The 12,155-nt window shown below is 41.9% G+C and carries 9 protein-coding genes; 4 read left to right on the top strand and 5 right to left on the bottom strand.

The genetic code is table 11. The features are described 5' to 3' along the window. Positions 1-39: 39 nt before the first annotated feature. From ACOI22_RS10450 to ACOI22_RS10440, 3 genes are all read right to left on the bottom strand, one after another. Positions 40-738 (bottom strand): hypothetical protein, encoded by a 699-nt coding sequence (locus ACOI22_RS10450; protein ID WP_420671969.1) that lies wholly within the window; start codon positions 736-738, stop codon positions 40-42. Positions 739-893: 155 nt separating this feature from the next. Beyond that, positions 894-1,712 carry an HAD family hydrolase gene (locus ACOI22_RS10445; RefSeq protein ID WP_420672357.1) on the bottom strand — a complete coding sequence of 273 codons (819 nt, stop codon included), beginning with the start codon at positions 1,710-1,712 and terminating at the stop codon, positions 894-896. A gap of 145 nt (positions 1,713-1,857) precedes the next feature. Then, positions 1,858-3,723: a DUF885 domain-containing protein gene (locus ACOI22_RS10440; RefSeq protein ID WP_420671968.1), complete on the bottom strand. Its 1,866-nt coding sequence runs from the start codon at positions 3,721-3,723 to the stop codon at positions 1,858-1,860. Between the two features lie 546 nt (positions 3,724-4,269). Between ACOI22_RS10440 and ACOI22_RS10435 the strand changes: the two genes are divergently transcribed. Both ACOI22_RS10435 and ACOI22_RS10430 read left to right on the top strand, forming a co-directional pair. Then, positions 4,270-5,967, top strand: coding sequence for a hypothetical protein (locus ACOI22_RS10435; RefSeq protein ID WP_420671967.1), 1,698 nt, complete (start codon positions 4,270-4,272; stop codon positions 5,965-5,967). 115 nt (positions 5,968-6,082) lie between these two features. Then, positions 6,083-6,793, top strand: a complete 711-nt coding sequence (locus tag ACOI22_RS10430; RefSeq protein ID WP_420671966.1) for a transposase — start codon at positions 6,083-6,085, stop codon at positions 6,791-6,793. Positions 6,794-6,874: 81 nt separating this feature from the next. On the opposite strand, the gene ilvC is transcribed toward ACOI22_RS10430, so the two are convergent. Beyond that, entirely contained in the window at positions 6,875-8,353 is a 1,479-nt protein-coding gene (gene ilvC / locus ACOI22_RS10425; RefSeq protein WP_420671965.1) for a ketol-acid reductoisomerase, read from the bottom strand. A 178-nt stretch (positions 8,354-8,531) separates the two neighbouring features. On the opposite strand from ilvC, the gene ilvY reads away from it, so the two are divergent. Beyond that, positions 8,532-9,407 (top strand): HTH-type transcriptional activator IlvY, encoded by an 876-nt coding sequence (ilvY, locus tag ACOI22_RS10420; RefSeq protein ID WP_420671964.1) that lies wholly within the window; start codon positions 8,532-8,534, stop codon positions 9,405-9,407. Positions 9,408-9,468: 61 nt separating this feature from the next. Beyond that, positions 9,469-10,581: a cystathionine gamma-lyase gene (locus ACOI22_RS10415; protein WP_420671963.1), complete on the top strand. Its 1,113-nt coding sequence runs from the start codon at positions 9,469-9,471 to the stop codon at positions 10,579-10,581. Between the two features lie 11 nt (positions 10,582-10,592). Here ACOI22_RS10415 and ACOI22_RS10410 read toward each other — a convergent pair whose 3' ends face one another. After that, positions 10,593-12,128 (bottom strand): YifB family Mg chelatase-like AAA ATPase, encoded by a 1,536-nt coding sequence (locus tag ACOI22_RS10410; RefSeq protein WP_420671962.1) that lies wholly within the window; start codon positions 12,126-12,128, stop codon positions 10,593-10,595. Positions 12,129-12,155 lie beyond the last annotated feature (27 nt).

Below are 12,155 nucleotides of genomic sequence, written 5' to 3'. Positions count from 1 at the left end.
TTTGCACAAGCCATAAAGGCTAGGCAGCAAGCGAATACGTTATTTTAAAGACTCAATCAACGCTTCGGGTGCTTCCGGAGCGTTTTCGTTTGGGGTATATAGCATCTTCATAATTTGCTCGTAAACCTTAATATCTTCATTGCTGTCGCTAGTTTGTATATGGTCATACAAAATACGCAGAATATTACTTGGAATAAGCTCGGTAGGAATGTTCAGCGCTTTTATTTTAGCTAGGTCTTTTTCACTAATAGCGGTTTTAAGCTTGGCAATGTCAGCGGTATAATCTACCCATGAAAACTCATGTATGTCATCAGTTAACTCATAATTTAAGACTACATTGTTTTCTTCTAAAATAAGGTGCTGCCCGTATTCCACTCGCTTAATAGGCTTTAAATCAAAGTTTGCAATTATGCTGGGGCGAGTATTGTTGTTAGATGAATCTAATTGGGCAAAGGTTTCATCATGATGCAGTGTTACGCCCTTTAATATATACACTTTTTCGGCGTTTACTTTGGTATCAATAAGTGCGTAAATTCCTTTGCTGCCCTCAAATAAACTTAAAGGCGCAACACTTTGAATTTGGCTGTTTCCGCTTAACTTATTCGGCGCAATTTGCACCTGATAAACGGGCTTTATTTCTTGAACAGCTTCAACTGGTGTGTTTTGTGGCGCTAAACTTTCGCAGCCACTCAAGGTAATCAACAGTAGTAAACTTAATATCTTTTGCCAAACACGCACGCATAAATCCTTAATTGAAATTGCCGTAGTCGCATTCACTCTACTGTATTAAATGGCTTTGCATTCGTATTACGAGTGAAGGTAATTTTGCAGTGTTATACACCTTTTATTGGCAATGTAAAACATCAATTATAGCACTTTCGTATAATTATTTTTTACAGCGAAAAACGCTCACGTAAAAAGTGGGCAATACCATCTTTATGGTGGTGGCCTATTACCGCATTTGCTGCGTGTTTTACTTCATCAGAGGCGTTTTCAGGTGCGTAACTTTCGTTAGCGAGTGCGAACATGCTTAGGTCGTTATCGCTGTCACCAAAACAAATAACATTGCTTGCGCCTAAACGGTTTTTTAAATTTTCAACCGCCCCGCCTTTGCTAGCCATACAATGGTGCACGTCTAGCCATCGGCAATTTTGGCCTTGTATAGCTGGCCCAGAATACGCAATTAAGTTGCTATAACTGTTTAAGGTTTTCCAAATATCAGTAATTGCAGATGAATCACCTATCATACTAATGTTGGTTACTTGGGCATTACTTGGCATAGCAGCTAAGGGCAACAAGGTAGCATCAGATCTTGAAAAGTGCTTATTGACTAATTCTTTTTCAACTTCTGTTTGCGGGTCAGGAAAATAAATATTGTGATGATGGTTTTCGAGCGTATTAACAAAAGGCGTAATGTTATGGCTTGTGGCAATACTTAATACAGTGCTAATTTCAGCGTTATCAAGCAAGTTTTCCAAAGTTAAAGATTCATGCTCAGGATCCCATATAGTTACGCCATTGTTGTAAATATGAGGAAGCGTAAAAGCATGGTCTTCAATTAAATGTTTGGCCGCTAACATAGTGCGCCCGGTTGCTACGGTGTAGGCAATATCTTTTTCTGATAACAAGCCTAGCGTGTCTTTTGTGAAGGTAGATATTTCAGAGGCATTGTTTAACAAGGTGCCGTCTAAATCAAAGAAAATAAGATCCATAAAAGTGACTAAGGCCTGTGGTGAAAATACAAAAATCAGCATGTATGATACGTGATATCGCGCTCGCTTTATATGAAATTTTAGTAATAAAAAAAGCCCCGTTTAGGGGCTTTTGTAAACTTACGTAAGGCAGGTAACGAACACGCTATAGTGTTTGTTCTACCCAAGCATTAACGTTTGCTTCCAGCACGTTCAAAGGCACTGGGCCATTTTGTAGCACCACTTCATGAAACTCACGAATGTCGAATTTATCTTGCAGTTTTTCTTTTGCATCAGCACGAAGCTCAAGAATTTTCAGCATACCAATTTTGTAAGCCGTGGCTTGCGAAGGCATTACAATATGGCGCTCAACCATTTTAACTGCGTCAGATTTTGCATTTGGCGTGTTATCAACGTAGTAATCAATACCTTCTTGGCGCGTCCACTTCATGGCGTGTATACCTGTATCAACCACTAAGCGGCATGCTCGCCAAAGCTCCATCGCCAAGCGGCCAAAATCAGAGTATGGGTCTGAATACATACCAATTTCTTTAGGCATGTACTCAGTGTATAAACCCCAACCTTCAGTGTAAGCGGTATAGCGGCCAAACTTTCTAAACATTGGCATGTTTTCAAGTTCTTGTTGAAGCGCTATTTGCATATGATGGCCAGGTGCGCCTTCATGATACGCTAGGGCTTCCATTTGGTAGGTTGGCATAGCTTCCATGTCATATAGGTTAGCGTAATAAATGCCAGGGCGTGAACCATCTTGTGACGGCTGATTATAAAACGCCTTGCCAGCTGATTGCTCGCGGAACGCTTCAACTGCGCGAACTTCAAGTGGCGCTTTGGGCTTGGTAATAAACAACTCATCTAAGCGCGTCATCATGGTATCAATGTAGGCGGTGGCTTCGGCTAAGTATTGCGCTTTACCTTCTTCAGTATTTGGATAGTAAAACTGCGAGTCAGTTTTCATAAAGTCCATAAAGGCTCTTAAATCACCTTCAAAATTAACCTTATTTTTAATCTCGCGCATTTCATCATGAATACGAGCCACTTCATCTAAGCCTATTTGATGAATTTCTTGGGCTGTTAAGTCTGTGGTAGTGGTGCGCTGAAGTTTTACTTTATAAAATTCATCACCATTGGGTAATTTCCAAGCGCCGTCTTTAGTGTCAGCTTGCTTTTCAAGTTCGCTTAAATAACTTTGCAAATTAGCATAAGCAGGCTTGAATGACTCAAGCATGGCTTGCTCAGCTTGGGCAATGAGCTCGGCTTTTTTCTGTTGTGCTTTTTCGCTGTCATCACCTTCAAATAAGGCGTCTACTTTACGTTTAAAGTCAGCAAATACTGTGTTGTCATCACCTTCTGTTAGTGGTGCCCCTTGTACAATGTTTTCGCCAGTACGCATAACATGAGCGAACACAAATTTGGGAGTAATTACGCCATTTTCAGCACGCAATTTTAAAGCATCAATAATTTGTGCGAAATACGCAGGTAGTGCATTCAAACGCGCAATATAGGCTTGTGCATCGGCTTCGCTATCAATACGGTGTTGGTTTAACAACAAGGTAGGTACGCCAGCATGCAAGGCATACATTTGGTTCACAGGGTAAGTGTGCAAGCGCCATTTGTAATCAGCAATTTGGTTTTCTAGCTTCTGCTTAAATAGCATTAAGCTTGTTTGGGTTTGATCATCAAGTTGTGGAGCATCAATAGCGTTTAGTTTAGCTAATTGTGCAATGGCAAGTTCTTGTGTTTCTTTGGCTGCTTGATCTGAAATATCGTTCCATTTGTCGTTATCGGCTTTACGGCCTAGGGCTGTTAACCACTGGGGAGAACGAGCAATAGATTCTTCGAATAGCTCGTCAAACAATTGGTTAGCTTTTTCTGACGCGTTTTTGCTTACTTCCATTGGCGCGGTTTCAGCGCTTGGTAGTGGAGTATTTTGCGTATTAGTAGTTTCTGATTCGTTAGAGCAGGCAGTTAACAACATAACCGCACCCGCAACTAAGGTAAGTTTAAATGACATATTCGATCCTATGTTTTCTTATTTTATTAACCAGCATTCTAAAATTTGACGCCGATTAGTGCAAAACCATTATGCGCTAAAATGCAACTAAGTTACATAGCGAAAAAAGGGGGTCAGTGTTACTTCCCCCCCCTAAGTCTAGTTTTGCTAGGTACAATATTGTAATAAATGTAGTATTACATGCTTGGGCGCTAGTCAAATGAAGTAATCACTAGGCGGAACATATGCAAGGTACTTTAACGACACGTATAAGCAAACAGGAGCGCTTAGGGAAGGTCGCTTATAATCGTAGTTGGTCTGCACTTTAAATTATTTACTTAATGTTTGCTGCTGCATCGAATTAGTATTAGGCACGGCGAACTCAATGGTAAAATTAAAGCGATGAGAAGGAATAAATTAAAATCAGGAAAAGTGGGCACGCCTGTTAAGAAATAAAGTGACACTGACCCCCATATTTCACGCCCAATGGTGGTATATTCAATGGGTTGTAAACACACATATAGATGTAGCGAGGACGCTACTTAATAACTTCAACAAGGAACCTTTATGAAAAATCTTATAATCCTCATAGTGCTAGTTGTATTGGGCTTCGGAGCCTATCAACTCTTAGGCGGCAAGAGTAGCGCAAATATAGAGCGACTCGACTATATTCCTGGTGATACGGTATTAATGTCTGCACAGCTCGAGCCTGTTGATATGAAAGCGTATTTGGCTTCTCTTGGTATGCAGCCTAGTCAATACGGTGAATTAGTGACTATGCTAGAAAAAAGCTTAGAGAGTGAAAGCGATGCAACTAGTAAGTTTGCATTAACTTTAGTTACTGGCCTTATGAGTGCATTGTCTACACCAGATGACATAGAGACGAAAATAGGCGTTAAGAATCAATTACGCTCATTATTCTTTATGAATGGTATTGCACCAGTGATGCATTGGGAATTAAAAGATGAAGCAAGGTTTTTAGCTTTTTTCTCTGAAGCACAACAAGCGTCAAACATTGCGTATAGTGATGAAGTTGTTGATGGCCAAAGCTACGTGCGCTATGTGTTAGATGAAACTGAACAACTTGACCTTTTGGTAAGAGCCGCAGATGGTTGGGGAGTGATTGCTATTCATAGTCCAAAGTTAGGCGATGCGCATCTTAGAACAACCATGGCTTTTGAAAAGCAAAGCAAGCCACTAGTAGGCAGCGATGTATATAACAAGCTAACGAATGAATATGAAATGAGTAAAGAAGCATTTGGCTTTATAAGTTCGAAGCAGCTTGGTTTGATGTTTACTTCTTTGGATGGCAACTCTTTGGCGATAGATTTAAACACACTCGCTGGTGAAGAGTTTCAGCAAGAATTTGAAATGTTTAGAGAGCCTGCGTGTAAAGCCGATATTAGTATGCTTTCTGCCTTATGGCCTGGTGTCTTTATGGATAGCAACATCGATTTGCTTGCTGAAGATGGGGTTAAAATAGATGGTAAAGTACTCATTCCAACAAATAGCAAAGTAACGATCGATGCATTAAAAGCATTGAGAGGGTTCATCCCTAACTTTGTGAAAGACAGCACTAGTATTATGTCTGTTGGCTTGGGTGTGGATGTTGCTGAGTTAAGCGGCAGTGTAAGCTCTATGTTTAATGCGGTTGCTAATCTGCCTTTGTCTTGCGAGCCAATACTTGCCCTGCAAAAGGAATTAAAGCAAAACAATCCTACTGGCGCTTTCGCGATGGCAGGTATTGCAAATGGTTTCTTTGGTGCAGCAGCAGCTGTGAATGAATTCGAGTTTGATATGTCAGGTGGTCAGGAAATGGCAGTTGATGCTATTGTTTCTTTTTCAGCTGAAAATATAGGCTCACTTTACGGTAGCCTACAAACATTTGTGCCTTTTTTAGCTTCTCAACCATTGCCCGCGAAAGGCGAAGAACTTTCGTTGAATGAAGTCGTTCCTATGCTTGATCAGTTTGGTCTAGAAGTAAAAGCTCAAGCTAACCAAGAGCATTTAGTGATTTACTCTGGTGCTAAAGGGAAAGTACAAGCTGAGTCAGTACTTGCTGAGAGTGTTGAAGCAAATGGACTGCAAGCGATTACGATTGATTATGGTCAATTCTTTACTCAATTACTTCCTATTATGCAAATGTCAGGACAAGCTATTCCACCTGAGCTTGAAACAATGATGGAAACGGATATGGTGCTGAGTGCGGAAACTAACATTACGGATAAAGGTATTACTATTGAGTCATCGGTAGTGGTGAAATAATAAAAAAGGGGGTCAGTGTTACTTACCCCCTAAGTCCAGTTTTGCTAGGTACAGGATTGTAATAAATTTGCTTCGTTTTATATTGATAACAGAATAGTTTATCGATGGAATGAATATGGCAAGGCGCAGAAGGATAGGCCCCAAAGATGTGACGCAACATGTTGTTCAGCGTGGTAACAACCGTAAAGTTTGCTTTAAACGTGAACAAGATTTTATTGTTTATGCCAGTTGGTTAAAACAATATAGCGAAAAATTTAATGTAGCATTACATGCTTGGGTGTTTATGACCAACCATGTGCATTTGTTGTGCACTCCGCGGTCAGACAACTTGGGCGTTAGTCAAATGATGCAATCACTAGGCAGAAAATATGTAAGGTACTTTAACGACACCTATAAGCAAACAGGAACCCTTTGGGAAGGTCGCTTCAAATCGTCGTTGGTCTGCACTTCAACTTATTTACTCAATGTTTACCGCTACATAGAATTGAATCCGGTCAGAGCCAAAATGGTCAATGAACCATGGCAATACAAATGGTCGAGCTATCACAATAATGCATTAGGTGTATTGTCAGAGTTATGCAAACCACATGACATCTATTTGCAATTAGGGACTACCTGTACGACGAGACTGAGCGCATATCGGTCATTGTTCAACGAGACACTCCCTCAATCTTTAATCAATGAAATAAGAGTAAGTTTGAACAAAGAAATAGTATTGGGCGACGATGAATTCAAAGGTAAAATTGAAACAATGATTGGGAGTAAATTGAAATCAGGAAAAATGGGTAGACCTGTTAAGCAAAAAGTTACACTGACCCCATTTTAAAAAAGCCCGACCAAAATGGCCGGGCAAAAGGAGCTTAGTTTAAGCACCTAACGACAGAACTGGTGTGGTTACACCCGATGATTAAGCAATAATTGCTTTCATATCGGTCATGTATCCACGTAATTCTTCACCAATGGCTTCAACGCCGTGGTTACGAATAGTTTTGTTAATAGCCACTAGTCTTGAGTTATCAACGCCGTTACCGGTGTTGCTCAGGCCGCCACCAATGTGCTCAAGGGTGATTTTAGGCATTAACTTTTCTTGAAGTAGTGGGATAGCTGCGTTGGCAAACAAGTAGTTGCCGTATTCTGCAGTATCTGAAATTACTACATTCATTTCGTACAATCTTTTACGAGAAATCGTGTTTGAGATTAACGGCGTTTCGTGAAGTGATTCATAATAAGCTGACTCTGGTAAAATACCGGCTTCAACCATTACATCAAATGCTACTTCAACACCTGTTTTGATCATGGCAACGAGTAATATGCCCTTATCAAAAAACTCTTGGTCAGTAATAGTACCTGTGTACTCTGGTGCATTTTCAAAACCAGTTTGACCGGTTTCTTCACGCCATTTCAGCAAGTTCGCATCGCCATTAGCCCAATCTTCCATCATGGTTTTTGAAAACTCACCTGAAATAATATCGTCTTGGTGTTTTTCAAATAATGGACGCATCATGTCAGTTAATTCTTCTGACAAATCAAACGCAAGTACTTTAGCTGGGTTTGACAAGCGGTCCATCATGTTGGTTACGCCGCCAATTTTCAGTGCTTCGGTAATTGCTTCAAGGCCGTATTGAATAAGTGCACCTGCGTATGCAGCGTCAACACCTTCAGCAACCATTTTGTCGTAAGCAAGTACCGCAGCGGCTTGTTGCATACCACAAAGAATAGTTTGCTCACCCATTAGGTCAGATTTAACTTCGGCAACGAAGCTACTTTCAAGTACACCTGCGCGGTCACCGCCAGTTGCACTTGCCAATGCTTTGGCAATTTCGAAGCCTTCGCCTTGTGGGTCATTTTCAGGGTGAACCGCAATAAGTGTTGGTACACCAAAGCCACGCTTATATTCTTCACGAACTTCAGTGCCTGGGCATTTAGGAGCACACATTACTACAGTAATGTCACTTCTAATTTGCTGGCCTTCTTCAACAATGTTGAAGCCATGAGAATAAGACAAGGTTGCGCCTTTCTTCATTAGTGGCATTACAGCTTCAACAACGCTCGCGTGCTGTTTGTCAGGCGTAAGGTTGTAAACTAAGTCAGCGTTAGGAATAAGATCTTGATAAGTCCCAACGGTGAAACCGTTTTCACTTGCACGTACAAATGAGTCACGTTTTTCATCAATAGCTGATTGGCGTAAGGCGTAGCTTACGTTTAAGCCTGAATCGCGCATGTTTAAACCTTGGTTTAAACCCTGTGCACCACAACCCACAATTACGATTGATTTTCCTTTAAGGAAATCACAACCAGTTGCGAATTCTTCGCGTTGCATGAATCTACATTGACCAATTTGGTCAATCTGTTGTCTGAAAGCTAAGCTGTTAAAATAATTTGCCATGTAATTTGTATTCCGAGCATCTAAAATGCAAAACTAAAATTTGTAGTCTGTGACGACCTTGGAATGCATAGTAGCAAAGCGTATTATTTTATAAATTGAATTATTTGCAATAGACTATTGTTTAAAGTGAAATAAACGTTATTATTCGATGCCTTGCTTGCTAAAAATAGTGCAAATTATGGACATTAAAAGTTTAAAACAGTTCCAACATTTGGCAACTAGCTTAAGTTTTACGAAAACGTCATCGGCTATGTTTGTGTCTCCGCCTACCTTAACGCGCATTATTATGCGCCTTGAGCAAGAGTGTGGCGTAACCCTGTTTATTCGTAACAATAGAAACGTACAGTTAACCAGTGCTGGGCGAAAATTATTAAGCTTTGCTGATGAAACCCTTGCCCAGTACCATCAGCTGCAAAGCGAATTTAAACAACAGGGGGAAGAGTTAAGCGGTGAGTTGTCTTTATATTGCTCGGTAACGGCAGCGCAAACTTATTTACCTACCTTGCTTGAAAAAATTCGTACCCTTTACCCCGCGGTTGAAATTAAACTTGATACTGGTGACCATGCCTTAGCATTAAGCAAGGTAAGCGAGCTTAAACAAGGCAATAACGCTGACGTAGCGATTGCTATTCATACACCTGATTTCCCCGCAAATATCCACTTTCAAGCCATAGATATAGTGCCGCTTACGCTTATTGTGCCTAGTAACATGAATGTAAGTACGGTAAATGACATAAAGTGGCAAAACACAAATGTGATTATGCCCGCTCAAGGGCCTTCGAAACGTATTGTTAACCATTGGTTTGCTGAACACAATATTCGCCCAAGAGTATATGCGAAGGTGTCAGGTAATGAGGCCATTGTGAGCATGGTGGCGCTAGGCTTAGGGATTGGTTTTGTGCCCCAAATAGTACTTGAAAACTCAGCCGCTAAAACCAAAGTGCAAACGGTATCGGTAAATGATATTGAGCACTATCGCTTAGGTTTGTGTTACTTGAACGAAAGAATGAATGAGCCCTTAATTAAGGCCGTAAGCCAAATGTTTGCAGTGTAAGTTACGATTCCCTTATAGTAAGCAGCCTATTGCTAATTTTATATATTTGCCTGAGATTTTTATGACCAACAAGCCCACCCTTGCTACCCAAGCTATTAATGCAGGGGATTTACCTGCTAAAAATGGTAATCCTTTTCGTGAAGGCCCGCAATTTGCCAGCACCTTTCATTTAGCCGGTGAGGTTGACCCAGCCGTGTATCAATACGGACGATTCAACCAACCTACTTGGCATAATCTTGAAACGGGCTTAGCGCAGTTAGAAGGGGGTGATACCATTATTTTTCCTTCGGGTTTGTCAGCCGCGGCAGCCGTACTCACCAGCTTGGTTGAACCGGGGCAAACAATATTATTGCCGAATGATGGATACACGCCCGTGCGCGTATATGCTGAAAAGTTTCTGCAAAAATTCGGTGTTCATATTCAAACTATTGCAACAAAAGACATTGATTTATTTTCTTTTGAGGGTATTGATTTAGCTTTGCTTGAAACGCCTAGTAATCCAATGCTTGATACCTTCGATATAGCCTTAGCCGCCAAAAAGATTCATGAGCATGGTGGCATTTTAGCGGTAGATAACACCACACTTACTTTTTTAGGTCAGCAAGTACTTACATTGGGTGCAGACATTACCATGAGTGCTGATACAAAGGCCGTTAATGGGCACAGTGACGTTCTATTTGGCCATGTGTCTTCACAAAATAATGAGCTTGTTGAGAAGATGCGAGAATGGCGCAAATTTTCAGGCAACATTCCGGGGCCCATGGAAACATGGTTAGTGCATCGCAGTTTGGCCACGCTTGATGTGCGCCTTGAACGGATGTGCAGCAATGCTATGACATTAGCTCAGCTACTGCTAACTCATCCGAAGGTGAGTTCGGTGCGTTACCCAGGCCTAGCAAGTGACCCCTCACACGAAGTGGCGAAACGCCAACAATCACTGTATGGCTTCATTATTAGTTTTGAATTAGCCAATGCCGAAGCTGCCACTACCTTTCTTGAAGCCTGCCAATTGGTGCATGTTGCTACCAGCTTTGGTGGCGTACATAGTATGGGTGAGCGCCGCGCACGGTGGGGGTCTGACGATATCCCTGAAGGCATAGTGCGCTTTAGCGTAGGGTGTGAGCGCGAAAGTGACATTGTTCATGATGTATTGACTGCCTTAGATACAATATAAGCAGGCTTACCTTAAACTGACGTGAGCTGCTTAAGCAGCTTGTCAAAACTACGGTATGACAGCGACTCAGCTAAATGATTTTTGGTAATAAGTGGGCTTTGTTCTAAATCGGCAATAGTGCGCGCCACTTTTACGCTGCGATGAAACGCCCGCATCGACAGCCCCAATGCATCTATTGCGCGGCTTATGAAATTTTGGTTTTCGTCACTTAGTCCTGCAAACTGCTCAATACTTTTATTGCTTAAATCAGCATTTAAGCAGCCTTGGCGTTTATATTGCGCCGCTTGTGCTTGGCTTACTTGCTCGCGCACATTTTGGCTAGTGACGCGGGGGCTTTTAGCGCTATTTTGTTTTTGTATCGCTTGGGTAATATCAATTCGCGGTACATGCACCTGTAGGTCTATTCGGTCAAGTAATGGCCCTGACACCTTGTTTAAGTAGCGTAGAATTTGGTCATCATTACAGCGTTTGTCATCTACATCGCCTGTGGGGCTTGGGTTCATTGCTGCTACTAGTTGAAAATTAGCTGGATAAGTTGTTTTGTGCTTGGCGCGTGATAAGTTAATTTCACCGGTTTCTAAAGGCTCGCGCAATACATCAAGCACGTGGCGGCCAAATTCTGGTAGCTCATCTAGAAATAGCACACCTTTGTGCGCTAAGGTAATTTCGCCAGGCATAGGATAGCTGCCACCGCCAACTAAAGCTGCTGCTGAACTAGAATGATGAGGTTGCCTAAACGGCCGTTGTCGCCAATTTTGCGGGGTAATTTGTTGCCCTACCACCGAACGAATAGACGCTACTTTTAACGCATCTTGTTCACCTAGCTCAGGCAAAATAGACAACAAACGGTTTGCCAACATACTTTTGCCCGTGCCAGCTGGGCCGAAAAGAAGTAAGTTGTGACCGCCTGCGGCGCATATAGTTAGCGCGCGTTTGGCGTGGTCTTGTTCTACAATGTCAGCTAAATCACCATATACTTCACTGTAATTGTTTTGGATGTTGTTGCTAGTTTGGGGCTTTGCTTGCGCTAAGTGTTTTTTATCCGTTAGGTGAAGGTAAACGTCCCATAAACTATTGGCACTTAATACTTGCGCTTGGCTAACTAAGGCAGCTTCTTGTGCATTAAATTGCGGCAAAATTAATTGGCGTTTTGAACTGGCGGCCGCAAATGCCATTGGCAGAGCGCCTTGCACGCTTCTTAATGCGCCCGAAAGGGCAAGCTCCCCTACAAATTCATACGTTTCTAAGCATCCCGCGCCTAATCCTTCGCTCGCGCAAATAATGCCAATAGCAATGGCTAAATCAAAGCGCCCGCCGCCCTTAGGCAAATCGGCAGGAGCCATGTTTACAGTGATGCGTTTGTTGGGAAATTCAAAACCGGCGTTTATCATTGCGCTTCGAACGCGGTCACGTGATTCTTTTACCGTGGTTTCAGGCAGGCCAACTAAGTTAAATGCCGGCAAACCGTTACTCAAATGTACCTCTATTGTTACTAAAGGTGCATCAATTCCTAAATTGGCACGTGTGTACACTACCGCAAGTTCCATATGCATTCCGTGTGTTTTTATTTATTG

Source organism: Glaciecola sp. 2405UD65-10 (genome assembly GCF_048820975.1).
Taxonomy (GTDB): Bacteria; Pseudomonadota; Gammaproteobacteria; order Enterobacterales; family Alteromonadaceae; genus Glaciecola.
Note: the sequence above shows the minus strand (reverse complement) of the source record. Positions and strands in the feature narration are given on the sequence as shown.